This window comes from Sporosarcina ureae (genome assembly GCF_029267015.1).
Classification (GTDB): domain Bacteria; phylum Bacillota; class Bacilli; order Bacillales_A; family Planococcaceae; genus Sporosarcina; species Sporosarcina ureae_D.
Genome location: NZ_JARIEA010000010.1, coordinates 1 through 26,468, shown reverse-complemented (window position 1 = coordinate 26,468; position 26,468 = coordinate 1). Strand labels below are relative to the sequence as shown.

Sequence of the window (26,468 nt, the reverse complement as noted above, 5' to 3'; positions counted from 1 at the left end):
TCGATTAGCTCGAGTTTCATTTGCTGGCATCAATTAAGATACTCATTTTGTTTGTGTCACTGGCAAGCCAGGCACAAACTATATTTCGTTAACGTTTTGCTGTTCAGTTTTCAAGGTTCGTGTTTGTCGCTTCCTGTAAAAGCAACTTCTCTAATATAACTCATCTTGCATTCATCCGTCAAGTCTTTTTTAAAAATCTTTTTTTGGATGTTTTGTCGGCGTTGTTAGAACGTTTCTCCCAAGCGACATTTACTATAATAACATGGTGCTAAAGAATATGTCAACAACTATTTCAAAAAAATTATAGAGCGATCGAAGAACCGCTCTACGACAGTTACCGAGCCCTTATAATACGGTACTCTCTGTGGAATAGCAAATCATTTTTAGACGGTACTGGTGTGATTTCAATTAAATGCTTATCCACTAAGTATTCAATAAAGAATTCTAAATCCGATGAATACAACGCCAACTCGTCTTGTTCATGCAATTGCTGGATAGTCCAAGATTCTCTCTCGCTCATAATATCCAATAAATGTGTCGCTGCTTCTCTTGTGTAGTTATGGATAAAGAACTCACTTGCCAAGAACACTAAATCTAGACGTTTCTCTAATTCTTCTTCACTTCCAATTAGCTCTTCGTATAACTTAAAAACAGCTGGATCTATTTTCTTCATTTGCGCCCACACAGTATTTTCAGGTAAGACGTTATGTTTAACAGCAACGAACCTAGCTAAGTTATGCAGTGTATTGATCGCGAATAGATAGGAATCCATGTATTGTTTTCTTTCGAAATGAATTTTCCCTTCATTATAAGCGCGAATCATTTTAGCCATTTCCATCCCCATTTTAATCCCTCTACCGAATAACGGTTCTTCAGATAAACGCTGTTTCAGCTGTTCCCCATATTCATCTCGATCAAAATATAACTTGCCAAGGACTAACCAATCAATGATTTTCTTGTTGGTTCCCACGAGTAACCAGTGTGTTAGTTGGCGCTCGCTAATGATATGCATGGCTGCTTTACGCTTGCCATTTGTATAATGTTTTGTCTGAATCGGTATTTCATTATTTGAAGTGATGATGAATAAGATTTCATCGAATGTATCCGTAATCGGATCATCTTCTCTTTGATTGCCAATGAGGAGGACACTTAACGTCTCAGGCAAGCTCGCTCTCTCTTGGTATACTGGCCGTAGCATTTGTTCCACTTTCTCGCCTCCCAGTTTTCTATAGATAGTCTCGAATACTCTATTTCGACGGATTTCACATAAAATCCTTTAATTTGAAGGGAGTTTGTACTGCAATTAAATAATAATATGATATATTAGGTGAGGATAGCGTTAGGAGGAAACTTGAGATGAAGCCTTACAAAAATAAAATAAATCGTATTCGATCATTTGCCTTGTCACTAATTTTCATCGGAGTCGTCATTATGTACATCGGAATATTCTTCCGTTCCAATGAAGTGGTTATGTTGGTCTTTATGTTCTTAGGCATGGTTGCAATTATCGGTAGTACAGTGGTGTATGCGTGGATCGGCACCCTTTCTACACGGGCTGTACGAGTTCAGTGTCCAAATTGCGGCAAGCATACAAAAGTGCTTGGACGAGTTGATATGTGCGGACATTGCCGCGAGCCGTTGACACTCGATCCCAATCTTGAAGGTAAAGAATTCGACATCGCGTATAATAAAAAAGTAAAGCAAGAAAAATAATACAAAATAAAAGAGTGTAACCCTTTTGGGCTACACTCTTTTATTTTGCTTCGTTCTGTTGCACTGCTGCACATTCAGGACAAGTTCCATACACTTCTAAACGATGTGAGTTCACTTGGAATCCTGTCACATGCGCTGCAAGACGTTCTACTTCTTCCAAACCAGGATGATGGAAATCTACAATCTTTCCACAATCATCACAAATAATATGGTAATGGTCATGTGTTACGAAATCAAAACGACTTGACGAATCTCCGTATGTCAACTCTTTCACTAATCCAGAGCTTTGAAATACACGCAAGTTGTTATAAACTGTCGCCACACTCATATTGGGAAAATCCGATTCTAGTGCTTTATAGATTTCATCAGCAGTCGGATGTGAATGGGATGTGATTAAATACTCAAGAATCGCATGTCGTTGCGGAGTGATTCTCACACCACTTTCTTTCAATGTCACTAACGCATCTTTTAAGAATACTCCAGGCATCGTAATGCACCTCACTTCATAAGAATTACTTCTTTATAATCATTATAATTAGTGTACTCAATTATGAGGTGTATTGTCAACATTTCTGCCGAATATGCTATATTAATAACCTTTTGCTAAATCAACTTGGTTGATAAGATCCTTTTCCCCCGCCACCCACTTATCAAGATTAGTATCCATAATATCAAGTGAACGTTTGATATATTGATCGGAAAGACTGGACATATGAGGAGATACCGTACAGTTGGGCAAATCCCAAAACGGATGATCTTCAGGCAACGGCTCTGTTTCAAAGACATCAAGTACTGCATGACGAATTTCATTTTGTTGCAAGGCATCCAACACATACTGCTCTTTCACTGCGTCTCCCCTACCTACATTCATAAAGACTGCTGTCTCTTTCATGGCACGGAAATGCTCTGGCTGATAAATCCATCTTGTTTGAGGCGTACTTGGCAAGATAGAGATGACATAATCCGCTTCTGGTAATTTCTCAAGTATTTCTTGGAATGAAATCGTCTCATCCATTGAAGGATTTGAGTGACCCGAACGATTACAGCCAATCGTGCGGACATGGAACGCCTGCAATAAGCGCCCTATTTCTCCACCAATTGCACCAGTTCCTACTATTATAGCGGTGGAATGATTCACTTCACCAGGCAAAGAATCTAGCTTCCATTCTTTTTTATCTTCTCTTTTATAGATACCTGGCAATCCACGTTCTAAGGATAGTAAATGTGCCAATACTGATTCGGCTAGCGGCATTTTATGAACACCATGCGAATTCGTAACTAAAATATCGCGCTCTTGAAGTGCTTCAATTGGTAATGTATCGACTCCAACCGCTGCCACCATGACCCATTTCAACGCGGTAGCTTTTTCCACATGTTCTGATTTTAAATCTCCACCATCTGTCACGATTACTTCTATATCTTCCAATGAAGCATCATCAATATTTGTAGTATATATAAACACGACATCGGGGTACTTCTTTTTTAATTGCTCTTTAAATGTAGTTTTAATCTTAAATGTGAAGAGCACCTTCATGTGACGACCTCCTATTTTGTCAGTTGCTCAAGTGTCGCAAGTGCATTTGCTACATGATCTTTCACTCGAACTTTTCGCCATTCTTTTACTACGGTACCTGTTGGATCAATCAAAAATGTGGAGCGTTCTATGCCCATATATTCCTTGCCGAAATTCTTCTTTAGTTTCCAAACCCCATACTGATCAGCTACCGCATGGTCTTCATCTACTAGTAGAGAGAACGGCAAGCTATGCTTTGTAATAAACTTCTGGTGAGATACCGCATGATCCGGACTGACGCCCAGCACTACAGCATTCAATCCTTCAAAGTCTGCGTGCGCATCACGAAAATCACATGCCTCCGTCGTGCAACCAGGCGTTGAATCTTTCGGATAAAAATACAGAACTACATAGCTTTTTCCTTTATACTGATCTAATGAAACCATTTCACCATTTTCATTCGCTAACGAGAATAGTGGTGCTTGTTTTCCTTCTAAATTTTCCATTTAAAATCCTCCTCTAATATATATAAACGAATAGTATACATACTCTCTCCACACTTATCGTATCGGAAGTATTTGAATTTTACAATTTACCTATACTTCACTCTGAAGGTAGAGACTTCACTTCGATTAATGCTAAAATGGATAACGTATAAATGATTTGGAGGAATTACTAATGAACCGAAAAAATTCAGAAGCAATCTACGCAGAAGCATGTGAACATATTGTGGGAGGCGTGAACAGCCCTGCCCGAGCATACGGAGCAGTTGGCGGAGGAGCGCCTACTGTTATGGAACGAGCAGAAGGCGCTTATTTTTATGATGTTGATGGGAATCGATATATTGACTACTTGGGAGCATATGGTCCAATCATTACAGGACATGCGCACCCGCATATTACAAAAGCGATCACAAAAGCGGCGGAAACAGGTGTGCTTTACGGAACACCCACACGCCACGAAGTACAATTCGCAAAAATGTTAAAAGAAGCAATTCCGGGAATGGACAAAGTTCGTTTCGTTAACTCCGGTACAGAGGCTGTCATGACCACCATTCGTGTAGCAAGAGCGTTTACTGGACGTACGAAAATTATGAAGTTCGCAGGATGCTATCACGGTCACTCCGATCTTGTATTAGTAGCTGCTGGATCAGGTCCCGCTACATTAGGCACACCAGATTCCGCGGGCGTACCTTCTTCTATCGCGAAAGAGGTCATCACAATTCCGTTCAATGATCCCGAAAGCTTTAAAGAAGCGATGAAACAATGGGGCGATGAACTTGCTTGTATTCTAATCGAACCGATTGTCGGGAACTTTGGAATCGTCGAGCCAAATGAAGGGTTCTTGGAACTTGTTCATGAGTTAGCTAAAGAACAAGGCGTTCTGACTGTCTATGATGAGGTCATTACAGCATTCCGTTTCCATTACGGTGCGGCACAAACATTACTCGGTCTTCAACCGGATTTAACAGCATTCGGAAAGATTATCGGCGGCGGCTTACCAATTGGCGCTTATGGCGGTAAAAAAGAAATCATGGAACAAGTTGCTCCACTTGGCCCGGCTTATCAAGCTGGAACAATGGCTGGAAATCCTGCATCTATGCTTTCGGGAATCGCTTGTCTGGAAGTGCTTCAAGAACCAGGCATTTATGAAGAGATGGATCGCTTAGGCGGTTTACTTGAAGAGGGCATTCTGAAATTGGCTAAAAAACACAGTATCCAATTGACGATCAACCGTCTCGGAGGCGCACTTACATTATTTTTCACAGACGTCAAAGTGGAAAACTACAAGCAAGCTGAAGCAACAGACGGTGAAATCTTCGGTCGTTTCTTTAAAGAAATGCTGAAAAACGGCATCAACTTGGCACCATCTAAGTATGAAGCATGGTTCTTAACTTCCGCTCATACTGAATCAGATATAAACGAAACACTCGAAGCAGTAGATCGCGCATTTAAAGCACTTTAAAATAGAACAATTGACCGTTTTATGCGTATATTGTAAAGTAAGCATAAAAGAGCTTTTAGGAAAGGAATTACCCAATGAAACTTGGTGCCCGCGTCTTTAAGACGGGTATTGCGATTGTATTTGCTCTGTTTCTCGCAAATTTATTAGAATTACCTACAGCAGTGTTCGCAGGTATTGCAGCTATTTTCGCAATCCAACCCTCTATTTACAGATCATACTTAACAATAGTAGAACAATTGCAAGGTAATTTAATTGGTGCCACTATAGCAGTCTTATTCACTCTCATCTTTGGACCTCAACTTATAATAGTCGGTTTGGCAGCTGTCATCGTTATGACTATTATGTTAAAACTGGGTCTCGAAAAGTCTATGTCACTTGCACTCGTTACAATGATTGCAGTGATGGAGGTTAAAGATGATGCCTTCCTAACATTTGCCCTTCTTCGTGTAGGTACCATTTTGGTAGGGGTACTAGCGGCATTCATTGTGAATCTAGTGTTCATGCCACCGAAATATGAAACGAAACTGTTTCAGGCGATTCATCAGGCACAGGATGAAATTATTCGTTGGACGCGTCTAGCTGGTCGTCAAGTGTCAGAACACACGGCTATGAAGAAATCGTTGAGTAAGTTAAAGGAACGTCTGATACAAATTGATCAGCTGTACTTATTATTTAAAGAAGAGCGCAGCTATTTCAAGAAAACTACTGCCGCAAAAGCGAGACGGCTTGTTGTCTATCGACAATTGATCGGTACAACTAGGAGTAGTTATGATGTTCTCAAAAGGATGCATATGTATGAAAATGAACTCATCAATCTTCCAGAGCATTTCCGTATGATGATTCAGGAGCGTCTAGAGTCATTACTCGTCTATCATGAACAGCTTCATCTGAAATTTGTTGGTAAGCTAAAAGCGGATTTTGACGAGGATGAAACACATAGCGAGTTTATGCAACGACAAGAAGTGATGAATATTTTCGTGAAGGAAATTGCGATTACTAATGAAGAAGAAGAATTTTCTTCTTATCATTTACTTCACGTCCTGTCGTCCATCTTGAATTACGAAGAACAGCTAGAACATCTAGATACGCTGATCACTTCTTATCAATCACGATATGAAGACGAAGAGAATGTTTTAGAAGATGAATTTTATTAACAAAACGGCACAAGACTTTTAGAGTCTTGTGCCGTTTTTGTTTGTACCAATTATTGAAGTTCATTGATTCAGATTGTTCGTTACAGAACACACGCTGATTGACTTGAGCCTTCCATTTATCCACCAAGTTCTTGGCGATTGTATAAACCAGCATATGTACCGTCTAGTTTCATCAATTCCTGGTGGGTACCTGATTCTTTTAAGTCTCCGTGGTCTATTACATAAATACAATCCGCATGTGTAATTGTAGATAGTCGATGGGCGACAATTAGTGTAGTGCGATCGTGCGCTAAGCGTTCCAATGAATCTTGGATGAGCGCTTCACTTTCTAAATCCAAGGCAGACGTTGCTTCATCCAAAATGAGCAATGCCGGGTTTTTCAAGAAGACGCGGGCAATGGAAATTCGTTGCTTCTGTCCACCTGACAACTTCACGCCGCGCTCTCCTACCCTGGTATCATATCCTTCACTCAATGTTTCAATAAAGTCATGCGCATTTGCGGCTTTTGCTGCAGCGATGACTTCTTCATCCGTAGCATCTGGCTTCCCCATCAAAATATTACTTTTGACAGAATCACTGAACAGAATCGAATCTTGAAGTACCATACCGATCTGATCACGAAGCGATTTAACCTTTACGTCGCGTATGTCATGGCCGTCGATGCGAATAGCACCAGACGTCACGTCATAAAATCGCGGGATCAAACTGATAATAGTTGATTTCCCGCCACCACTCATACCAACAAGTGCAGCTGTTTCACCAGGACGGATCTTCAAGCTAATATTTTTCAGTACTTCATCTTCTTCATATGCAAAGCTGACGCGATCAAACTCGATATCCCCAGCAATCGATGGTAACTCTTTTGCATTCTCTTTATCAATAACATCATATTTTTCATTCATCAAGTCTAACACTCTGTCCATCGAAGCGAATGACTGCGTCAATGATGTGGATGAATTAACTAAACGACGTAAAGGTGAATATAATCTTTCGATAAATGCGATGAACGCGACCATTGTTCCTACAGATAATGAACCATTGATTACTTGGTAACCTGCATAGCCTATGACGAGAAGTGGTGCGACATCAGTAATCGTATTGACGACCGCAAAAGCTTTTGCATTCCAACGTGTGTGTTCGATTGCACGCTCTAGGAATTTACCATTCACTTCATCAAAACGTTCTTGCTCTTTGTCTTCTATCGCAAAACTTTTGATAATACTAACACCCGCCACGCGCTCATGTAGATAACTTTGTACATCCGCAAGTGCCTGCGAACGTTTACGTGTCAACTGGCGTAATTTGCCGAAGAAGTGCTTGACGCTAAATGCGTAAAATGGGAATGCCAATAATGTTACCAGTGTCAGTTGCACATCAAGTGTCAGCATAATTGCTATAGCGATTATAATAGTAGCCAAGTCGAGCCAGACATTCATCAAGCCGATCATGACAAAGTTTTTCGTTTGCTCCACGTCATTGATGACTCTCGAGATTACTTCACCTGCACGTGTGTTCGAATAGAATCGTAAACCAAGCCTCTGTAAATGACTATACAGTGATTTACGGATATCAAATAATATTTTATTACTGACTAGCTGTGCATAGTATTGACGATAATATTCAACAGGTGGACGGATTAAGAAGAACACGATGATCGTGCCGCCAAGCCAATAAAATAATTGCTTCGTCTTTTCTGGATCACTCATCGTCGGCGAACCGATGATGTTATCGATGACGATTTTAATTAATAAAGGTAGAAATAAAGGAATAGCAAATTTTACGACCCCAATGAGAACAGTGAAGACAATTTGCCAATTATAAGGCTTTACAAATTGAAGATAACGTTTAATACTCTCACTCATTTTGTTCCTCCTACTAAAAAAACCTGACTTGCACGAGTGCAAGCAGGTCTAGCTTTGTTCTTCTTGGATTTGCTTATAAAATTCATAACGCGAAGTCCAGACATCAATGAAATCAGGAGCAAAAGGACCTTTTCTCTGTTTGATCCAACCAAGGAGTTTCGTTAAGTTATCCTGCAAGATTTGATCGATGACTTCCGGATAATTCATTTGACGTTTATGATCTGCATATTCGTCTTCATCCAGAATCAAGTAACTCATGTCAGGAAATACTTTTACGTCCAAGTCATAATCGATATACTTTAAGGACTTTTCATCATAAACGAACGGTGAACTTATGTTGACATAATAGTACACACCGTCTTCACGTAACATACAAATGATATTGAACCAGTTTTCCGCATGAAAATAGCAGATGGATGGTTCACGTGTCAGCCATGTGCGGCCATCCGATTCTGTCACAAGGGTACGTTCATTTCCACCAATGATGATATTCCGTGTACCTTTTAATACAAGTGTCTCTTGCCAGACACGATGAATTTTGCCGTTATGTTTGTAGCTGTGTATCTGTATTGTATCTCCTTCTTTTGGAATTGCCATTTTCTCTACCACCTTTGAGCCTTGCCGCTCTTGCTATCTGTCTATTATACCAACTGCTTTCCCAAATTTAAAACGATTCAACCATCTATTTTGTAATTGGTTGAATTAACTAGGTCCACAGCACGTTTATTCACGCAAGAAAACCGGTAGAAATGGCTTATGTTAGCCATTTCTACCGGTTCTTGATGTACATGCTTAGTTTGAACCTTTATATTGGTTCGCACGTGCTCCAGAAGCTTTTTGCTTGTTAGCTTCTGCTTTGTTGATCTCTTGCTTCACTTGATTGACATCTGTTTCAGATCCGAATTCCTCATTCATAGAGGATTGCATCGCGGATGAAGAAGACTGCATGTTCATCGCAGATTGCGCGTTTTGCTGACGAACTTGATTAACGTCCGTCTCGGAAGCGAACTCTTCATTCATCGGTTGTTGCATTGCAGATTGCGCATTTTGTTTCTTCACTTGGTTTGCATCTGTCATAGATGGATCTTGTTGTGCATTACGCTTTGGTTGCTTAGGCATAGATTATTCACCTCCGTAATCACTATGATGTCCAATAGCTTAGACTTTTATTCAAAGTGAATAAAGAAGTTTTTACCATTCCAGCAACTCAATAATTTTCAGCACAGGTTTTGATTTTGGTAGTGCTTCTACTTCTTGTTTCGTGAAAAACTGTAAATCATCTTCCGCATGTTCGCTCTCTAATTGTGCACGATATACATGGATGTCCCAAGTGATATGAGAGAATACATGTTGAACTCGCGGTAGCTCTTTCATGTTTTTTAATTTCAAGCCATTCTCTTTTTCAAAATCTTCGACTGTAGAAGTTTCCGTAAGTTCAAACATGGGAAATTCCCATAGGCTTGCAAGCAATCCCGTGCTTGGACGTTTCTGTAACAGCCAATTCCCCTCTTCATTTTGAATCGCAAATGCAGCGAGGGAAACATGCTTCATTTTTTGTTTTTTTATCTTGATTGGCAGTTGTTGTTGTTTTCCTTCTTCAAATGCGATGCAATATTCCCTAACAGGACATAATAAACAATGAGGGTTCGGTGTACATATCGTCGCACCGAGTTCCATAAGTGCCTGGTTGAAAGAAGATGGATCTTCTTCCGAAATTAATTCCATCACGGCTTGTTCAAACAACTTTTTATTACGGGGCAACGCAATATCTTCTTCAATCAACAAAATTCTCGACAACACCCGCATAACATTTCCGTCTACTGCATGTTCAGGTACTCCATAGGCAATACTCAAGATAGCGCCTGCTGTATACGGCCCTACTCCTTTTAACGTAGATATTTCTTTGCGATTGTTCGGAACTTTCCCGCCATATGTTTCAACGACTTCTCTCACACCCGACTGCAAATTACGTACCCTGGAATAATAGCCAAGCCCTTCCCACATTTTCAAAATATCTTCTTCGGGAGCAGCTGACAGGTCTTGCATAGTTGGAAATTTCTCGATGAAACGCTCATAATACGGAATGACGGTATCTACTCGTGTTTGTTGCAACATGACTTCCGAAACCCAAATATAATATGGATTATCGGTTCTCCTCCAAGGCAAGTCTCGTTTTTCGGCTTTATACCAAGTCAATAATGCATCTTGGAATGCTTTCTTTTGTTCAATGATTTGCATATGGACCTCGTTTCTTCATGTAAATGCTTTTAGTTATAATAATAAAGGGTATATAATTATAAGTAGTATATAACTCTTTCAGTAAAGGAGTGATAATTTGGATACAGGCACACATATTGCAATGGGTGTTGCGATTAGTGGATTGGCCCTTGCCGACTCAGTCGTAGCAACTGAACCTGCCACTATGGGCGCTGTTTTTGCTGGTATTATGGTTGGTTCACTCATTCCCGATATAGATACGGTTCTGAAACTTAGAAACAACGCAGTTTATTTAACTAACCACCGAGGCATTACACATTCGGTTCCAGCGGTTATGCTGTGGCCGTTGCTGATCTCCATACTGTTGACCTTCATTGTGCCGGGAGCTATTTTCCTTCATGTATGGGCATGGACATTCTTAGCGGTATTCACGCATGTTTTTGTGGATATTTTCAACTCGTATGGTACTCAAGCTCTTCGGCCATTTTCGCAAAAATGGGTAGCCATAGGGGTGATCAATACATTTGATCCAATTATTTTTGGACTTCATGTAGTGGCAATCCTGGCATGGGTGTTCGGTACAGACCCTGTTTTCACAATGTCTATTTTGTATATCGTCTTATTCTTCTATTACCTATTGCGCTTTGCGGTAAAGAGCGCAGTGAAAAATGCTGTAAGGAAGACGATTCCGAATGCTACGGATATATTCACTGCACCTACGATGAACTTCTTTCAGTGGCGAATTGCTGCAACGACAGAGGTTAATCATTATGTAGGACGAGCATACGGACGTTCCATTACGATTTACGAACGATTCGAACGTGAAACTATGCCGATGTCACCTCAAGTTGAAGCGGCATTAGAAGATCCGAACATGCAAGCGTTCACTTCGTTTTCGCCTCTCTATCGTTGGTCAATTTCAGAGGAAGCCGATATTTACGAAGTTCGTTTGATAGATCTACGTTACCGAAGCAAAGGTTACTATCCATTCGTAGCGGTAGCACATGTCAATGAAGATTTAGAAGTAGTGAATTCCTATACTGGATGGATTTTCTCAGAGGAAAAGCTACGTAAAAAACTTAATTTTGCCCCTAATAATTAAAGAACGTTCGTGCATTACGCACGAGCGCTCTTTTTTGTTTATTTTCCGCTTTTTATATTTTTCAACATCGCAAGCGGCAATGCCTCTTCAGCTTTATCTCCGCCTAAGCGATACCCCCATGCGAATAGACCTTTTAGATAATCTACTTGAAAGAACACACCATCGTCTCCTTCAATACGGTACATTTCACCAGGCTTAATGGTAGCAGGATCCACAAGATATGATTGCACTAGAACCGCTTTTCTTTGATGAACAGCATATTCACTGAGCATCCCCATCTGTTCCGCTTTACGCGCTTTCTCCATCAACTTACCGATTTCGCTACGCAGTTCGTTTTCATTCATGTCACTATAATGTTTTTCAGTATCCATCTTCTTCATTCCTTTTCTGTTCAATAAATTGATCGATTTGACCGAGTGGAATACCTTTTTGATACATCGATTGCTTCACACGTTGTCTAAGGTCGGATCCTGAGTATTTACTTTGGTAGCGTCTCCATGCTTTCTCACCGAATGCAGACGTAATGTCGGACCATTCTTCTTCATCCCGCTCGATTGTTAAATTGCTGAGAACTTCTGAAATTTGCTGATAAGAAAAACCTTTTCTAGCTAATGTGTTTTGTATTTTTTGCTTAACTTGTGCTGGCGGCTGTGAACTATTCGATCGCATCGTTTTTTCAGCCAGTTTCATAGCATTAGCCATTTGATCTTCCATTGTATATTCCTCCAATGCTTGAGTTTGCAGTTCTTTGGGTATACCTTTTTTATAGAGAGATTGCTGAATAGCTCTCGGACCTTTTAACGTACTATTTTTTTCCGTGCGTACAAGTGCTTCCGAAAATGCTTCATCATTCAAAAAGCCAAGTCGCTTTAATTTGACGATAGCTTCTAGAACAACCGCTTCTCCGTATTCTTTTTCAAGTAATTTCTTTTTAACTTCCATTTCACTTCGCATTCGGAACGATAAAAAATGCAAAGCACGGTTAAATGCTTTTTCAATTTGGTCTGAATAAACAATCTCGTCCGTGGACCAATCGTCCAATTCCATGCCTTTCGTGAGTTCAAATTTCACTAGGACGGTTTCATGGACACTAAATGCATATTGATCATCAAGAAAAATATTATAACGTTCGCTATCTCGTTTTTGTTGTGATATTTTGGTAATAAGCGGCACGTTTCCATCACCTACTTTGTCTAAGTATACCGCTTCTTGCGGTGGTGGTCAGCAATAGTGTACTAATTTTTAAGAGAATGGAGGGAAACCATTATGAGAGTGGTTATTACAGGTGGAACTGGATTCATTGGCAGTATCTTAACTGAGAAGTTAAAGCTAAAGGGTCATGAAGTAATTATTTTAACGCGCAAGCCTTCATCACAACATAATGATGTTCATTATGTTCAATGGTTGACAGATCATGCTTCCCCTGAAAATGAATTAGGGCACGTAGATGCATTTGTTAACTTAGCAGGCGTGTCAATTGATGATGGTCGTTGGTCGGAAGAGCGAAAAAAGCAGATTCACGATAGTCGAATAACAGCTACGCAAGAAGTATTGCGTATTATGCGTACGCTTCCTAAGAAACCGCATGTTTTAGTGAATGCAAGTGCTATTGGGATTTATCCTACATCGCTCACTGCTGAGTATACTGAAGATTCTACTGAAATCGGGGACGATTTTCTCGCACAAACCGTACATGACTGGGAAAATCTCGCAGGGCAAGCGAAAGAATTAGGTGTTCGTACTGTATATACTCGTTTCGGTATTGTGCTTGGTAAAAATGGTGGTGCACTTCCACTTATTAAACTTCCTTATCAATTATTTGCTGGGGGTAAAATTGGTTCGGGCAATCAATGGTTCTCATGGGTGCATGTTGAAGACGTGGCCAACGCCATCCTCTTTTCCATAGAGAATCATGATGTTGAAGGTCCCGTTAACGTAGTGGCACCAAGTCCGATGCATATGAACGCTTTCGGGAAAACAATCGGTAAAGTCTTGCATCGTCCACACTGGTTCCCAGTACCAAGCTTTGCAATGGAAGTTGCATTAGGTGAAAAAAGTATCGTCGTCTTGCAAGGACAGCATGTACTACCGAAAAAGCTGTTGGCTCATGGGTTTACGTTCGATTACCCTTCATTACGACCAGCACTTGAAAATTTACTAAAATGATATCTAATGTTTGTTGAGACGTTTTCACGTTTTGACAAACATTTTTTCTTTTTATTACATACAAAGAGTCGTTTGGTACATGCTTAGTAAAAAGGAGTGATGCTTAATGACTCAACATCTGACAGGATTTTTACTGGCATCTTGTTTACTGATCGTTGGCGTTGTGATGAATCCCTTCACCGTTCAGGCTGAAGCTTTTCATTGGGGATTTAAGAAGGCGACTGAGGGAGTTCCCCCTTCAGCAGGAGCAGAATTGGATAAATTGCTTGATGATTACGGTGCAATCTATAAAGGGAAGGACGATAAAAAAGTTGTGTATCTAACGTTCGATAACGGATATGAGAACGGATATACGGAAAGCATTTTAGATACACTAAAAAAAGAGAAAGCACCCGCCACATTTTTCTTGACTGGGCATTATGTAAAAAGTGCAAGTGATTTAGTAAAGCGTATGGTAAAGGATGGTCACGGCATTGGAAACCATTCATATGATCACCCGAACATGGCCAATATAACCGAACAACAGATGGAAGATGAGTGGAAGAGGTTAGATGAAATTGTATACGCTACTACTGGTTTAAAGAGAACGATCTACGCAAGGCCACCAGAGGGTACATTCAATGCGAAGCTACTACAAAAAGGAAACGAACTGGGATATAGACATATTTTTTGGTCTGTTGCCTTCATTGACTGGCACCGCGACCAGCGAAAAGGAAAAGCGTATGCCTATAACGAATTGATGAATCAACTACACCCAGGTGCTGTCATTCTCATGCATACCGTAGCAGCTGATAATGCAGAGGCTCTCCCCGATTTCATTCGAGATGCTAAGAAGCAGGGCTATGAATTCCATTCCTTAGATCAATTAGTGAAGGAATATGAAAAAGGAAATAAAATCACACAATAAATGAGAGACCTTATCTGTTTGTTCACTGCCAACAGATAAGGTCTCTAATTATTTGATTCATCTTCAATTTGCATGTTTATATTCGTAGTTATCCAACTTATTTCACCGCTGTTGGACTGTTACGGATCCCCTCCTTCGTTGTTATGTGTCTAGGATTCGATTCGTGTCTATAACTACGACCTCCTTTTCTTTTGATTAGACTTACTATAACAACTATTCAGTCAATTGTAAAGTATTTTAATGAAATTCTTACTATTTTCTTTATAATTTGTTGTTTGCGGTATGCACAACAAAATCAGATTGAAAAAAACAGTGTTTTCGTATACGATATCAATGATAGAAAGAGGTGTACGTATGGATAACTCACAAAACAACGAACAAGTCTTCGAACTGAAGAATCGATTCAATCAATTCATTGAAACATTAGAAGCGATTGAACCTGAACACACGGACCTCCAAGATATAGATCGTCTAATCATGCTACTTGATGAATTAGAAGAACAGATGGATAGTTCGAAAAAATAATATACACTAACGGGGGATTTTGAGATGTACATAGAGACAATTGAGAAGAGTATTTATGAACTAGTTTGTGAAACGTCCACAAACTTGCCAAAAGACGTTAGACGCGCCATCCTTTCCGCAAAGGAAAAAGAAAATAAAGGAACAAGCGCTGCTATGAGTTTGGATACGATCGCAAATAATATCAATATGGCTGATGATAAACTATCTCCAATTTGTCAGGATACAGGCCTTCCTACATTCAAGATCAAAACACCAATCGGCGTAAACCAACTGGAAATCAAAGCAGCAATTGTACGCGCGTTGGAGTTAGCTACGGAAAAAGGAAAGCTCCGTCCAAATGCTGTAGATTCATTGACTGGTGAAAATAGCGGCAATAACTTAGGTATTGGCTTACCTGTTGTAAAGTTTGAACAATGGGAAGAAGATTACATAGAAGCAAAATTAATCTTAAAAGGTGGTGGATGTGAAAACAAAAACATCCAGTATAGCCTCCCTACTGAATTAGAAGGTCTTGGTCGTGCAGGACGCGATTTAGACGGTATTCGCAAATGCATCCTTCATTCGGTTTACCAGGCACAAGGACAAGGTTGTTCTGCTGGATTTATCGGTGTCGGAATCGGTGGCGACCGTTCATCTGGATATGACTTGGCGAAAGAACAACTTTTCCGCGATGTAACGGACGTTAATCCAGTTCCTGAACTTGCGCAGTTGGAAGAGTACGTATTAGAAAAAGCCAATCTTCTTGGAATCGGGACAATGGGCTTCGGCGGCGAAGCTACATTATTAGGATGTAAAATCGGCGTTATGCACCGCATTCCCGCAAGCTTCTACGTATCTGTAGCGTATAACTGCTGGGCGTATCGCCGTATGGCAGTGAACATTAATGCAACAACTGGTGAAATCATGGATTGGCACTATAATGAAGGCGAGAAAATTGCATTCGAACAGCCAGCTGAAGAAGCAAAATCCACTGCACGTATCGTACACTTGCAAGCGCCCATTTCAGAAGAAGACGTTCGCGACCTTCACGTTGGCGATGTGGTGAAAATTTCTGGCCGTATGTACACAGGCCGTGACGCAATCCACAAGCACTTAATGGACAATGACGCACCAGTTGATTTGAATGGACAAGTCATCTATCACTGTGGGCCAGTTGTTCTAAAGAACGATGAAGGTAAGTATGAGATCAAAGCTGCAGGACCTACGACTTCTATGCGTGAAGAACCGTACCAAGGTGATATCATGAAGAAGTTCGGCATCCGCGCGGTGATTGGTAAAGGCGGAATGGGACCTAAAACACTTGCGGCTCTTAAAGAGCACGGTGGGGTGTACTTGAATGGGATCGGTGGCGCAGCGCAGTATTATGCTGACTGTATTAAAGAGGTCGAAGGCGTCGACTTATTGGAGTTCGGTATTCCAGAAGCGCTATGGCATTTACGCGTGGAGGACTTCACTGCAGTCGTAACGATGGACTCGCACGGTAACAGCTTACATGCTGATATTGACAAGTCTTCGTTAGAAAAGCTTTCTCAGTTCAAAGAAAAAGTATTTAACTAATAAGCAAGCAGCGAATGAGAACCATCATTCGCTGCTTTTTTTATGGAGAATGGAAAGGTGTTCTGATAAGTACGAAGGGATTGGAGCTCCAGCTGGGGACGCTTTCCGGGGGAGCAATCTTGAGCCGCTTCCCTCGCTTACGCTCAGTCCAGGGTCTCAAGATCACTCTGATTCCCCAGGAGTCGCCCCAGCTTCCGCTTCAATCCTATTTATATGGTGGATAGACTTAGAACATTCATTGGCTGAAGTGTGTTAATTGTATTTGTCTTTAAACTTAATTAGATTCAAGTTCAAATGCTTAACAGATCACAAACCTAACTTCAATGCACAACAATAAGTACCCCCTACTTATACTGCAGGGATTGGAGCGAGAGCCGTAACAAAGGACGGCTTTTGCGGCAATAGCGAAGCGTTGGGAGCACATTTACACACTAGAAATCCCATTTCCAACACTAATGTCAGCTTCTAAGTTTATATCTTTTAACCCAATTTGCATTAATTAGCCATTTAAGTAACACTTCTCATTGAGAAATGATATACTGTAGATAATAACTATTACAACTTCATATTCATTCTATTTTAATGCCCGAAAAGTCGATTCTACTACTGTAGAGTCGACTTTACTGCTTTAATAAGAACTTTGAAATTGAAACTCATTATCAATTAGGAGGAGATTACATGACAGCACTTGCAAAAGAACAATCTGAACAGACGATTGACTGGTCTGCACGTCTTGAGCTGATTGCGGCTATATTATCTGGAATCATCATTCTTGCAGCATGGATTTTAGGAAAAAACGGTACAGAGTCCTTTTCGGTAACGCTGTATATTATAGCGTTTTTGATTGGTGGTTACGCTAAAGCAAAAGAAGGTATTGAAGAAACAATAAAAAATAAGGAACTGAATGTCGAGATGCTCATGATTTTTGCAGCGATCGGTTCAGGAATTATCGGATACTGGGCTGAAGGTGCAATCTTGATCTTCATCTTCGCAATTAGCGGTGCACTAGAAACCTATACACTTAATAAAAGCCATAATGAAATCTCTTCTTTGATGGAATTGCAACCTGAAGAAGCTTGGTTGATCCTTGAAGACGGCAGCGAGAAAAAAGTATCTACAGATTCTCTATCTATTGGATCTGTATTGCTAGTTAAACCTGGTGAACGAATTCCGGTTGATGGTGAAATCTTGAGCGGCATCACTTCGATCGACATGTCAGCTATCAACGGAGAATCTATACCTGTGACGAAGCAGGAAAATGATGAATTATTTGCAGGTACAGTCAATATTAGTGGTGCGATCCGCATGACAATGACCAAACCAAGTTCTGAAACATTATTCCAAAAGATTATTACGATGGTGCAAAACGCACAAAGTGAGAAGTCTCCTTCTCAACAATTTATCGAGCGCTTTGAAGGATCTTACGTAAAGATTGTACTCGCAGCAGTTGTCATCATGATGTTCCTCCCCCACTTCTTATTTAACTGGGACTGGACTACATCCTTCTACCGTGCGATCGTCTTGCTAGTAGTCGCCTCTCCTTGTGCTTTAATGGCTTCCATTATGCCTGCAACATTAGCGGCTGTTTCTAATGGAGCTAGAAAAGGGGTATTATTTAAAGGCGGAGTCCATTTAGAACACTTAAGTACCTTGCAAGCATTTGCTTTTGATAAAACAGGTACTTTGACGAATGGTAAACCTATTGTGATGGATTTCATCGTTCGTGAAGGTGCAGACATGAAAGAGACGCTTGCTTTGTTTGCAGGTGCGGAATCGCTGTCCAATCATCCATTGGCAAAAGCTATCATTAATTACGCTGCAGAGCATGGTGTAGAACCTGAACGTAATCTTCATATTGAAGACGTTCCTGGATTTGGTATAAAAGCAGAAACCGATCAAGGGGACATTCTAATCGGTAAACCGAAATTTGTTGGCGAAGAGCTAGTGGAAGAATTTCAAAACAATGTGGCAGTATCACTTGCGAATGAAGGAAAAACGGTCATCTTTATGAGAGATGAACAAGGAATTGTAGCACTAGCAGCTTTACAAGATACATTACGAAAAGAAGCCATTTCTGCGATTAAATCGTTGCAGTCTTTAGGTCTTCATACAGTCATGTTGACTGGGGATAATGAAAAGACTGCACAAGCCATCGCAAGCGAAGTAGGTGTGGATTCCTACGTAGCAGAATGTCTACCTGAGGAGAAAGTGGTTCAGCTTAAGCAACTATTGAAGAAATACGATATGGTCGGCATGGTAGGAGATGGAATCAATGACGCTCCTGCTCTAGCTACCGCCACTTCCGGTATTGCGATGGGTGAAGGTACAGATGTGGCACTCGAGACAGCTGATGTTGTACTCATGCAAAACGACTTGAATCGCTTATCATACGCTATTAAGCTTTCACGAAAAATGCAACGAATCGTTAAACAAAATGTATTCTTCTCGATAGCGGTCATCTCGATCCTCATTATCGCAAACTTCATGCAAGTAGTGGATCTACCTCTTGGTGTCATTGGACACGAAGGAAGTACGATATTGGTTATATTAAATGGTTTACGGATGCTTAATAAAATATAATAGAAAAAGTGAAGAAAGGAATCCCTTTCTTCACTTTTTTGTTTATACAATTTGTTGGTTATGTTCTTGACGATTTTTCACGACTGAATTGATTGTACCTCCGAGTATCAAAATGATAGCTGACAGGTATAACCACATGATTAATACGATAATTCCAGCGATACTCCCGTACGTATTGGCATAGCTTCCGAAATTACTAATATAGAACGAGAATCCTAGTGACGTAATAATCCATCCTATTGTTGCAAAGATAGCCCCTGGAAGTATTCCTTTAAAATGCAACTTCACACTCGGCACTAGCCAGTATAGTAAAGAGAATACTGCAAAGATCAGGAATGGTGGAATGAGGAATCGTATCAAGTTCCACACAGTCAGGAACGTTTCTTCCAACCCTAAGAATGTAAAGATTACTTGCCCGATTGGTTGACCAAATATAGGTAGCACTAATGCGATGATTACCGTCGCCACTAACATAATAGTAAACGCAATCGACAATCCTTTAGAAACGATAAAGTTTCTATCATCTTCTACTTCATACGCATCATTCAATCCTTTTGTTACTGCGCCCATACCTTTAGACGCCGACCAGATTGTAGCCAAGATTCCGACTGACAGTAATCCTCCACTTTTATTATCTAGTACCTCAGAAAGCGTCCCTTCAATTAGAGAAGCTGTACTTTCCGGGGCGTACTCACGGATAAACAAAAAGATTTGGCTTTGGTCTAACTGTAAGTAAGGCAATAATGTAAAAAGAAAGATTAGTAGTGGAAATAACGATAATAGGAAAAAGAAGGCCAACTGCGAACCAGCTGCTGAAATATCCAATTCTTTCACTCGGATAATCAATTGTTTAAAAAAGCCGCTCGTAGTCGTCGGATCAAAATCATCTTCTTCTCCATCTTTTACATCATTAATAAATCCTTTTACCTTTTCTCTCTTGGACTCATCTTCATCGTCAGAATCTGAAAAAGGGGCACTTTTTTGTCTATCCAACTGATGTGTCCCCCTTTCATTTACTGATTCTACTGCTATTGATTCTCTAATGGTATTACGTTTTTTTTTTGGACCACTGGAGGCAATGAAGCATCTGCTTGCGCAGAAACAGATGATGCAGCCGTTGCATCGTCCTCAATGATTTGTTCATACTCTGATTTTGATTCAGAGATCGCTTCTTTTGTATCCGCAAACATTTCTTTCACTTGCGGAGTCAAGGTCTTGATTTCATCGACCTGTGATTTGATGTAATTCACATCACCTTTCACTTGATCAACAAGAGTTTGTACTTTTTCTTTTTTCTGTTGGAACTCATTTTTTACGATGTCAGGATTTTCTTTGTAATACAATACTTTTTCATATGACGATCTTGCAGTAGTGACCGTATGTTGTCTTGTTGCTCTGTCTAACATACTCACCGCAGCTCCAATTAATGCGCCGCCTAATACATATCTTCCAAATTTACTAGAACCCATACATGTTTCGCCTCCTTATTCACGATTACGTCTCACTTCATTATACCCACACTACAAGTTACCAAACAATCTTTGTTCCACTTTATTTAAAAAAAGCTTGACGAACGGTTCTATTTTTTGGATTATTAACAATAACATATACTATCAGAATTGATTGAGAGGGGTTGATTTCAGCAACTGTGGAAATGATAAAAATATCATAGAGAAATTGGAGGGGATGAAATGGAGAACATCGAAAAGTTTTTGACCACTGCGTCCGATTATATTTGGGGACCCCCGTTATTGATTTTATTAATTGGTACCGGTATTTATTTAACAATGCGTTTGACATTCATTCAATTACGTTTACTGCCCTATTCTTTGAAACAAGTATTTTCACGGAAACATGATAAACAAGCTGACGGGGATATTTCTCAGTTCCAGGCATTAATGACCGCGATGGCCGCCACTGTAGGTGTTGGTAATATTGTCGGTGTGGCATCTGCCGTCGTAGCAGGTGGACCAGGTGCTATCTTCTGGATGTGGCTAGCCGGTTTCTTCGGTATGGCGACAAAATACAGTGAAGCAATTCTAGCTGTTAAGTATCGCGTTAAAGATTCCAACGGCTTAATGGCTGGTGGGCCGATGTACTATCTTGAGCATGGTTTAAAACAAAAATGGCTCGGTGTACTATTTGCGATATTCGGCGCTTTGGCTGCTTTCGGGATTGGTAATGGAACACAATCAAAGGCAGTTGCAGATGTAATGAATAGCACTTTTGAAGTACCCCACTACATCACAGGAATTGCTCTATTGGTATTCGGAGCTCTTGTCATCCTTGGCGGAATCAAATCTATCGGTCGTGTAACGGCATTTTTCGTACCGATCATGGCATTATTTTATTTCATTGCCGGAGCGATCGTTATGGTTTTGAATATTGAACAAGTTCCAGCGGCATTCGGCTTGATTTTCACGGATGCATTTACAGGTCAGGCAGTTGCCGGCGGTGCAATCGGTACAGTCATCCGATTTGGTGTGGCGCGCGGACTCTTCTCTAACGAAGCAGGTTTAGGTTCAGCACCCATCGCTGCAGCAGCTGCACGTACAGACATGCCCGGGCGTCAGGCACTTGTATCGATGACGCAAGTATTATTCGATACATTAATCATTTGTTCGATTACAGGTGTTACTATTGTTATGAGTAATCAATGGCAAGATAAGTCAATTGATGCGGGTGCTTTGACAGCCCAAGCATTTGGCTCTTTCCTCGGTAGTACAGGTCCCATTTTAGTCTCAATTGGACTAGTATTCTTTGCTACTTCCACTATTTTGGGGTGGAGTTATTACGGCGAGAAATGTTTCCAGTATCTATTCCCTAATCGTGTTGCTGTACTCGCATACCGTGTAGTATTTGTTGCATTTATTTATGTGGGAGCCACTGCATCACTCGATCTAGTATGGATCTTAGCTGATGTATTAAACGGATTAATGGCGATTCCAAACTTAATTGGTTTGCTAGGCTTGTCCGGAGTAGTTATTATGGAAACTAGAAGGTTCAAGAAGAAAATTGACGAAGAGCGTGAGGAAGCGCGCAAGTAACACTTTACAGTTCAGTTGACAGCTTACCACTTTCATGAAATGATAGTTTCCATTAGAAGAAAGGCGGTACGAACATGGATCTATCTACAAAATCACCAGAGAATATCTCATACATGATTGAAAAAATTAAAGAAAAGCTTCGCATGGTAAATGTGGATGCAATGAAGTCCGAAAACTTCAGCACGGAACAATATGAGGACTTGTATTACATGTATACTACGGTTATGAAGCGTGACAACATCACACCAAATGAAATGCAGGCAATCGCGGCAGAACTTGGTTCTATGCGCAAATAAAAATCGACTCCACAAACGTGGAGTCGATTTTTATTGCGGTTTGACCGGTGTGCCGTCTTTTAAGACTAGTGGCTGAATGAGTACTTCTACTCTACGGTTTTTACTGCGGTTTTCTATCGTGTCATTCGGAACAATTGGCTTATATTCTCCATATCCTTTTGCGCTGAATAGATTCGGATCAACTTCATTGTCCTGCACAATGATTTTCAGGAACTCTACAGCACGCATAACGCTTAGTTCCCAGTTTGATGAGTACTGCGCGTTATTGATGGGAATATCGTCTGTATGACCCGTGATGACCACTTGGCGTGGCCTATCAAGTGTCAGCAACTGAGAAATATCATTAGCCAGTCTCTTATACTCTGGATTGATTGTCGCTTGCCCCGATTTAAACAACACACTGTCGCGAATCGTCAGCAATAAGCCTTCATTCGTCATTTTGGTGTCAAACTGATTTTCTAGCTCGTTTACAGCAATGTATTCGTCTAAATCGTCCTGCGTTTCGCCCAAGGATTGCTGATCTTCCATATAAGAGGAATTTTCATCCAACTCTCCTACCGAATCATCAGGGACTGGGGTGGTCGTTGGCGCGCTTTCACTCATGATTCCGCTGCCACTTTCGAATATTTCACTGAACACTTTTGAGACTTCTGCAAATCGCCCTTCATCTACTGAACTAGTAGCGAATAATACGATGAATAATGCCAGTAATAATGTCAGTAGATCGGCATAAGGCAAAAGCCAGGATTCGTTGATATGTTCTATTTCATGTTTCTTTTTCTTACGCTTCTTCGCCAACTTTACCAGCTCCTTCGCCGCCGTCAATAGCTAGCTTCTTCCGGTCCTCGACAGAGAGATAAGATGCTAACTTTTGTTCGATGACACGCGGTGCCTCTCCTTCCAATACGGAAAGAATTCCTTCGATTACCATGGTCCTCTGGCGGACTTCTTCTTTTGATTTACGTACAAGTTTATTGGAAAACGGATGCCATAAAACGTATCCTGTGAAAATACCAAGCAATGTCGCAATAAATGCAGCAGAAATCGCATGTCCTAACGCATCAATATTATTCATATCTTTTAGTGCGGCAATCAGACCTACAACAGCTCCTAAAACTCCTAATGTAGGGGCATATGTACCGGCTTGCGAGAAGATGAGCGCACCAACAGAATGTCGCTCTTGCATAGCCTCTACTTCTTCGCTTAATACATCACGAATATAATCGGCGTTTTGTCCGTCAATTGCCAAACCTAATCCATTCTTTAAAAACGGGTCATCAATTTCATCTGTTTTCGCTTCCAAAGCAAGCAATCCTTCACGACGTGCAATATCAGCCCAAGAAGAGAATAGACGAATCAACTCTCCATCTGATGCAAGCTTTTGTTGAGTGAAAATGATTTTAAATAATTTAGGTATTTTTTTTAATTCATTCATTGGAAACGCGATGACAACGGCGGCAATCGTTCCTGCTATGATGATCAGGATTGCAGCCGGGTTTAGTAACGCATCAGGGGTTACTCCTTTGAGTGTCATCCCAACAAGTAGAGCAGCAAATCCTAATACCAAACCTACAATTGTGGATAAATCCATGTATAAAGCCTCCAAATACTACATTCTTCTTATTATTTCGGTTGTTTTATGACGTTGTTTAGGGCAAACAGTCGACTATTCTTATGGATCTAAGAGTATTTTATACTATCCGTATTGCTTTATCGTTGCGAATTGTAATCTCCGCTTGTTAGAATTGTCACAATACGTAAAAAGGAGATGTCATGATGAATCAATTTCCAGATCAACTTTCTAATTATGCCGACTTAGCTGTAAAGGTGGGTGTAAATATTCAACAGGACCAATATCTATTCATCAGCGCTTCTACAGAAACTACTTCATTTGTTCGATTAATTGTTGAAAAAGCGTATGAAGCAGGCGCAAGACAAGTTTTCGTAGACTGGGTAGACGATGTCGTTACACGTCTACGTTATGAAAAAGCACCTGCAGATTCGTTTTCCGAGTTTCCTTCATGGAAACAAATGGAACGTGAACAGCTTGCCGAAAAAGGCGCTGCGTTTATGTCGATCGTATCGCAAGACCCAGACTTACTAAATGGTATTGAGTCTAGCAGAATACGCGATAATCAAAAAGCTTCCAGTACAGCTCTTAGTAAGTTTAGACAAGCTATGCAAGCAGATAAGTTTAGCTGGACAGTAATTGCTGCACCGTCAACCGCATGGGCAGCAAAAATCTTCCCTGAACTACCTACGGAAGAACAAGTACCTGCTCTCTGGAATTCCATTTTGCGTGCTGTAAGAGCCGATCAACACGATCCAGTGCAGGAGTGGAAAAAGCATAATGAAAACCTACATGAAAAAGTAGATTACTTGAATGGTAAACATTACCGCAAACTCCATTATACAGCTCCAGGCACTGATTTAACAATAGAATTACCGGAAAAGCACTTATGGTGTGGAGCTGGTAGTGTTAACCAGGCTGGACATGAATTCATGGCAAACATGCCGACTGAAGAAGTCTTTACCGCGCCCTTAAAAACAGGTGTAAACGGTTCTGTTACAAGTACCAAACCACTGAGCTATGCGGGTACAATTATCGATGGTTTCACTATCCAATTCAAGGATGGTAAAATTACAAGCGTTTCCGCTGATCAAGGTGAAGAAATACTGAAGCAACTTGTCGACACCGATGAAGGCTCACAATTCCTTGGTGAAGTGGCATTAGTACCACATGACTCACCCATTTCTAATTCAAATGTTTTATTCTACAATACTTTATTCGATGAAAACGCTTCAAATCACTTAGCAATCGGTAGCGCGTACGCATTTTGTCTAGACGGCGGAAAAGAAATGGATTCCGAACAACTACAAGCCAATGGATTGAATCAAAGCTTGACACATGTGGACTTCATGATCGGATCTGAAAAGATGGATATTGATGGAATTCTCGAGGACGGAACAGTTGAACCTGTCTTCCGTAACGGTAATTGGGCATTCTAAAATCTGTCACTTCTCATTCAAAGTTTGCAGAAGCACTTAATATTCATCCGGATATCGTGTATAATGTATAAGAAGACATAATATATTTTGGAAAGAGGGGCTTTCAAATGGGCTTAATGTATACAACAGTTATCGGCTACATGGTCGTTCTTGGACTTGCATCATTGTTTACGATGCACTTCTTGTCTGGATCATTGGATTCAAATGACTCAATTACAGTTGATCCAAAACCTGAAGGCAGAAACTAATTTGCTTCTATTCCAGTCTTAACGGATATGGATTTTATGATTAGAGTTGCCACAAACGGTAACTCTTTTCTTTTTTTACAGACTACATATAAACCGTCCAGGAGGGTTACTACAATGACATCATTATCTGAAATTATGAATTACAACAAGACGTTCGTCGAAGATAAAAAGTACGAGGAGTTCTCTACTACAAAATTCCCTAATAAACGGATTGTCATACTTACATGTATGGATACTAGATTGATCGAACTTCTTCCTAAAGCGATGAACTTAAAAAATGGCGATGCTAAAATTATTAAAAGTGCTGGCGCGATAATCACGTCTCCTTTTGGCGGTCTAATGCGAAGTGTGTTAGTAGCAGTTTATGAATTACAGGCAGATGAAGTCTATGTAGTCGGACACCATGACTGCGGTATGAGTTCTATTAATACGGATCACATTATTGGGCACATGATTGAACGCGGTGTGGATCCGACCATGTTCAAAACATTGAAGTATTCAGGAATTGACATGGAGAAATGGTTACACGGTTTTAGTGACGTAACAGAGAGCGTAAAACAGAGTGTAGACGCGATCCGTAACCACCCTCTTATCCCAACTGATGTAA

Annotated in this window: 28 protein-coding genes; 14 read left to right on the top strand and 14 right to left on the bottom strand. The window is 40.5% G+C overall.

The window, feature by feature from the left end; all coding sequences use genetic code 11:
- Window positions 1-334: 334 nt before the first annotated feature.
- Complete coding sequence (locus Q7P97_RS01965; RefSeq protein ID WP_369684293.1) at window positions 335-1,198, bottom strand: nucleotidyltransferase-like protein; 864 nt, start codon at window positions 1,196-1,198, stop codon at window positions 335-337.
- A 158-nt stretch (window positions 1,199-1,356) separates the two neighbouring features.
- On the opposite strand from Q7P97_RS01965, the gene Q7P97_RS01960 reads away from it, so the two are divergent.
- Entirely contained in the window at window positions 1,357-1,713 is a 357-nt protein-coding gene (locus tag Q7P97_RS01960) for a YgzB family protein (protein ID WP_303965772.1), read from the top strand.
- 40 nt (window positions 1,714-1,753) lie between these two features.
- Here the strand turns inward: Q7P97_RS01960 and perR are convergent, their stop codons facing one another.
- The 3 genes from perR to bcp form a co-directional block, all read right to left on the bottom strand.
- Complete coding sequence (gene perR / locus Q7P97_RS01955) at window positions 1,754-2,200, bottom strand: peroxide-responsive transcriptional repressor PerR (RefSeq protein ID WP_303965769.1); 447 nt, start codon at window positions 2,198-2,200, stop codon at window positions 1,754-1,756.
- 102 nt (window positions 2,201-2,302) lie between these two features.
- Window positions 2,303-3,247, bottom strand: coding sequence for a D-2-hydroxyacid dehydrogenase (locus Q7P97_RS01950; RefSeq protein ID WP_303965766.1), 945 nt, complete (start codon window positions 3,245-3,247; stop codon window positions 2,303-2,305).
- An 11-nt stretch (window positions 3,248-3,258) separates the two neighbouring features.
- Window positions 3,259-3,732, bottom strand: a complete 474-nt coding sequence (bcp, locus tag Q7P97_RS01945; protein WP_303965763.1) for a thioredoxin-dependent thiol peroxidase — start codon at window positions 3,730-3,732, stop codon at window positions 3,259-3,261.
- Window positions 3,733-3,904: 172 nt separating this feature from the next.
- On the opposite strand from bcp, the gene Q7P97_RS01940 reads away from it, so the two are divergent.
- Window positions 3,905-5,191, top strand: a complete 1,287-nt coding sequence (locus Q7P97_RS01940; RefSeq protein ID WP_303965760.1) for a glutamate-1-semialdehyde 2,1-aminomutase — start codon at window positions 3,905-3,907, stop codon at window positions 5,189-5,191.
- A 74-nt stretch (window positions 5,192-5,265) separates the two neighbouring features.
- A complete protein-coding gene (locus tag Q7P97_RS01935) occupies window positions 5,266-6,345 on the top strand; it encodes an FUSC family protein (RefSeq protein ID WP_303965758.1) in 1,080 nt (359 codons plus the stop codon).
- A gap of 116 nt (window positions 6,346-6,461) precedes the next feature.
- On the opposite strand, the gene Q7P97_RS01930 is transcribed toward Q7P97_RS01935, so the two are convergent.
- The 4 genes from Q7P97_RS01930 to mutY all read right to left on the bottom strand — a co-directional run bounded on the left by Q7P97_RS01930 (window position 6,462) and on the right by mutY (window position 10,445).
- The gene (locus Q7P97_RS01930; protein ID WP_303965756.1) at window positions 6,462-8,207 is read right to left on the bottom strand and encodes an ABC transporter ATP-binding protein; all 1,746 of its coding nucleotides are present in this window, start codon (window positions 8,205-8,207) and stop codon (window positions 6,462-6,464) included.
- Between the two features lie 48 nt (window positions 8,208-8,255).
- Window positions 8,256-8,804, bottom strand: a complete 549-nt coding sequence (ntdP, locus tag Q7P97_RS01925) for a nucleoside tri-diphosphate phosphatase (protein WP_099626170.1) — start codon at window positions 8,802-8,804, stop codon at window positions 8,256-8,258.
- A gap of 195 nt (window positions 8,805-8,999) precedes the next feature.
- Window positions 9,000-9,326, bottom strand: a complete 327-nt coding sequence (locus Q7P97_RS01920; RefSeq protein ID WP_303965752.1) for a gamma-type small acid-soluble spore protein — start codon at window positions 9,324-9,326, stop codon at window positions 9,000-9,002.
- A 72-nt stretch (window positions 9,327-9,398) separates the two neighbouring features.
- Window positions 9,399-10,445 carry an A/G-specific adenine glycosylase gene (gene mutY, locus Q7P97_RS01915; RefSeq protein WP_303965748.1) on the bottom strand — a complete coding sequence of 349 codons (1,047 nt, stop codon included), beginning with the start codon at window positions 10,443-10,445 and terminating at the stop codon, window positions 9,399-9,401.
- A 97-nt stretch (window positions 10,446-10,542) separates the two neighbouring features.
- On the opposite strand from mutY, the gene Q7P97_RS01910 reads away from it, so the two are divergent.
- Complete coding sequence (locus Q7P97_RS01910; protein WP_303965745.1) at window positions 10,543-11,526, top strand: metal-dependent hydrolase; 984 nt, start codon at window positions 10,543-10,545, stop codon at window positions 11,524-11,526.
- 38 nt (window positions 11,527-11,564) lie between these two features.
- Here the strand turns inward: Q7P97_RS01910 and Q7P97_RS01905 are convergent, their stop codons facing one another.
- Together Q7P97_RS01905 and recX are read right to left on the bottom strand one after the other, a co-directional pair.
- Entirely contained in the window at window positions 11,565-11,897 is a 333-nt protein-coding gene (locus tag Q7P97_RS01905; protein ID WP_085427041.1) for a YfhH family protein, read from the bottom strand.
- A complete protein-coding gene (gene recX / locus Q7P97_RS01900) occupies window positions 11,887-12,699 on the bottom strand; it encodes a recombination regulator RecX (protein WP_303965742.1) in 813 nt (270 codons plus the stop codon). Before recX ends, Q7P97_RS01905 begins: the two co-directional genes overlap by 11 nt.
- Window positions 12,700-12,792: 93 nt before the next feature.
- Between recX and Q7P97_RS01895 the strand changes: the two genes are divergently transcribed.
- From Q7P97_RS01895 to Q7P97_RS01875, 5 genes are all read left to right on the top strand, one after another.
- Window positions 12,793-13,692, top strand: a complete 900-nt coding sequence (locus Q7P97_RS01895; protein ID WP_303965739.1) for a TIGR01777 family oxidoreductase — start codon at window positions 12,793-12,795, stop codon at window positions 13,690-13,692.
- 106 nt (window positions 13,693-13,798) lie between these two features.
- On the top strand, window positions 13,799-14,599 hold the full coding sequence (locus Q7P97_RS01890; RefSeq protein WP_303965737.1) for a polysaccharide deacetylase family protein: 801 nt from the start codon (window positions 13,799-13,801) through the stop codon (window positions 14,597-14,599).
- 354 nt (window positions 14,600-14,953) lie between these two features.
- A complete protein-coding gene (locus Q7P97_RS01885; RefSeq protein ID WP_099626174.1) occupies window positions 14,954-15,124 on the top strand; it encodes an SE1561 family protein in 171 nt (56 codons plus the stop codon).
- Window positions 15,125-15,148: 24 nt separating this feature from the next.
- Window positions 15,149-16,681, top strand: coding sequence for a fumarate hydratase (locus Q7P97_RS01880; protein WP_303965732.1), 1,533 nt, complete (start codon window positions 15,149-15,151; stop codon window positions 16,679-16,681).
- Window positions 16,682-17,359: 678 nt separating this feature from the next.
- Window positions 17,360-19,261, top strand: a complete 1,902-nt coding sequence (locus Q7P97_RS01875) for a heavy metal translocating P-type ATPase (protein WP_303965731.1) — start codon at window positions 17,360-17,362, stop codon at window positions 19,259-19,261.
- Between the two features lie 42 nt (window positions 19,262-19,303).
- On the opposite strand, the gene Q7P97_RS01870 is transcribed toward Q7P97_RS01875, so the two are convergent.
- Together Q7P97_RS01870 and Q7P97_RS01865 are read right to left on the bottom strand one after the other, a co-directional pair.
- Entirely contained in the window at window positions 19,304-20,254 is a 951-nt protein-coding gene (locus tag Q7P97_RS01870) for a YihY/virulence factor BrkB family protein (protein WP_303965729.1), read from the bottom strand.
- A 35-nt stretch (window positions 20,255-20,289) separates the two neighbouring features.
- On the bottom strand, window positions 20,290-20,730 hold the full coding sequence (locus tag Q7P97_RS01865; RefSeq protein WP_303965726.1) for a YtxH domain-containing protein: 441 nt from the start codon (window positions 20,728-20,730) through the stop codon (window positions 20,290-20,292).
- Window positions 20,731-20,952: 222 nt separating this feature from the next.
- Between Q7P97_RS01865 and Q7P97_RS01860 the strand changes: the two genes are divergently transcribed.
- Both Q7P97_RS01860 and Q7P97_RS01855 read left to right on the top strand, forming a co-directional pair.
- A complete protein-coding gene (locus tag Q7P97_RS01860) occupies window positions 20,953-22,308 on the top strand; it encodes an alanine/glycine:cation symporter family protein (protein WP_303965725.1) in 1,356 nt (451 codons plus the stop codon).
- Between the two features lie 74 nt (window positions 22,309-22,382).
- Window positions 22,383-22,604, top strand: coding sequence for a DUF1128 domain-containing protein (locus Q7P97_RS01855; protein ID WP_085427050.1), 222 nt, complete (start codon window positions 22,383-22,385; stop codon window positions 22,602-22,604).
- A gap of 30 nt (window positions 22,605-22,634) precedes the next feature.
- Here the strand turns inward: Q7P97_RS01855 and motB are convergent, their stop codons facing one another.
- Both motB and motA read right to left on the bottom strand, forming a co-directional pair.
- Window positions 22,635-23,402, bottom strand: a complete 768-nt coding sequence (gene motB / locus Q7P97_RS01850) for a flagellar motor protein MotB (RefSeq protein ID WP_303965719.1) — start codon at window positions 23,400-23,402, stop codon at window positions 22,635-22,637.
- A complete protein-coding gene (gene motA, locus Q7P97_RS01845; protein WP_303965716.1) occupies window positions 23,386-24,195 on the bottom strand; it encodes a flagellar motor stator protein MotA in 810 nt (269 codons plus the stop codon). Before motA ends, motB begins: the two co-directional genes overlap by 17 nt.
- 185 nt (window positions 24,196-24,380) lie before the next feature.
- On the opposite strand from motA, the gene Q7P97_RS01840 reads away from it, so the two are divergent.
- The 3 genes from Q7P97_RS01840 to Q7P97_RS01830 form a co-directional block, all read left to right on the top strand.
- Window positions 24,381-25,613, top strand: a complete 1,233-nt coding sequence (locus Q7P97_RS01840; RefSeq protein WP_303965713.1) for an aminopeptidase — start codon at window positions 24,381-24,383, stop codon at window positions 25,611-25,613.
- A gap of 107 nt (window positions 25,614-25,720) precedes the next feature.
- The gene (locus tag Q7P97_RS01835) at window positions 25,721-25,861 is read left to right on the top strand and encodes a hypothetical protein (protein ID WP_198166227.1); all 141 of its coding nucleotides are present in this window, start codon (window positions 25,721-25,723) and stop codon (window positions 25,859-25,861) included.
- A gap of 114 nt (window positions 25,862-25,975) precedes the next feature.
- A partial coding sequence (locus tag Q7P97_RS01830; protein ID WP_303965709.1) for a beta-class carbonic anhydrase occupies window positions 25,976-26,468 on the top strand: 493 nt, incomplete at its 3' end.

Coding starts and splice junctions, on each gene's coding strand:
- motA (WP_303965716.1), bottom strand. CDS start 24,195: ATGGATTTATCCACAATTGTAGGTTTGGTATTAGGATTTGCTGCTCTA.
- Q7P97_RS01865 (WP_303965726.1), bottom strand. CDS start 20,730: ATGGGTTCTAGTAAATTTGGAAGATATGTATTAGGCGGCGCATTAATT.
- Q7P97_RS01855 (WP_085427050.1), top strand. CDS start 22,383: ATGGATCTATCTACAAAATCACCAGAGAATATCTCATACATGATTGAA.
- ntdP (WP_099626170.1), bottom strand. CDS start 8,804: ATGGCAATTCCAAAAGAAGGAGATACAATACAGATACACAGCTACAAA.
- bcp (WP_303965763.1), bottom strand. CDS start 3,732: ATGGAAAATTTAGAAGGAAAACAAGCACCACTATTCTCGTTAGCGAAT.
- Q7P97_RS01840 (WP_303965713.1), top strand. CDS start 24,381: ATGAATCAATTTCCAGATCAACTTTCTAATTATGCCGACTTAGCTGTA.
- Q7P97_RS01885 (WP_099626174.1), top strand. CDS start 14,954: ATGGATAACTCACAAAACAACGAACAAGTCTTCGAACTGAAGAATCGA.
- Q7P97_RS01960 (WP_303965772.1), top strand. CDS start 1,357: ATGAAGCCTTACAAAAATAAAATAAATCGTATTCGATCATTTGCCTTG.
- Q7P97_RS01940 (WP_303965760.1), top strand. CDS start 3,905: ATGAACCGAAAAAATTCAGAAGCAATCTACGCAGAAGCATGTGAACAT.
- Q7P97_RS01920 (WP_303965752.1), bottom strand. CDS start 9,326: ATGCCTAAGCAACCAAAGCGTAATGCACAACAAGATCCATCTATGACA.
- perR (WP_303965769.1), bottom strand. CDS start 2,200: ATGCCTGGAGTATTCTTAAAAGATGCGTTAGTGACATTGAAAGAAAGT.
- Q7P97_RS01895 (WP_303965739.1), top strand. CDS start 12,793: ATGAGAGTGGTTATTACAGGTGGAACTGGATTCATTGGCAGTATCTTA.
- mutY (WP_303965748.1), bottom strand. CDS start 10,445: ATGCAAATCATTGAACAAAAGAAAGCATTCCAAGATGCATTATTGACT.
- Q7P97_RS01930 (WP_303965756.1), bottom strand. CDS start 8,207: ATGAGTGAGAGTATTAAACGTTATCTTCAATTTGTAAAGCCTTATAAT.
- Q7P97_RS01965 (WP_369684293.1), bottom strand. CDS start 1,198: ATGCTACGGCCAGTATACCAAGAGAGAGCGAGCTTGCCTGAGACGTTA.
- Q7P97_RS01890 (WP_303965737.1), top strand. CDS start 13,799: ATGACTCAACATCTGACAGGATTTTTACTGGCATCTTGTTTACTGATC.
- Q7P97_RS01950 (WP_303965766.1), bottom strand. CDS start 3,247: ATGAAGGTGCTCTTCACATTTAAGATTAAAACTACATTTAAAGAGCAA.
- Q7P97_RS01835 (WP_198166227.1), top strand. CDS start 25,721: ATGGGCTTAATGTATACAACAGTTATCGGCTACATGGTCGTTCTTGGA.
- Q7P97_RS01875 (WP_303965731.1), top strand. CDS start 17,360: ATGACAGCACTTGCAAAAGAACAATCTGAACAGACGATTGACTGGTCT.
- Q7P97_RS01935 (WP_303965758.1), top strand. CDS start 5,266: ATGAAACTTGGTGCCCGCGTCTTTAAGACGGGTATTGCGATTGTATTT.
- Q7P97_RS01905 (WP_085427041.1), bottom strand. CDS start 11,897: ATGGATACTGAAAAACATTATAGTGACATGAATGAAAACGAACTGCGT.
- Q7P97_RS01880 (WP_303965732.1), top strand. CDS start 15,149: ATGTACATAGAGACAATTGAGAAGAGTATTTATGAACTAGTTTGTGAA.
- Q7P97_RS01860 (WP_303965725.1), top strand. CDS start 20,953: ATGGAGAACATCGAAAAGTTTTTGACCACTGCGTCCGATTATATTTGG.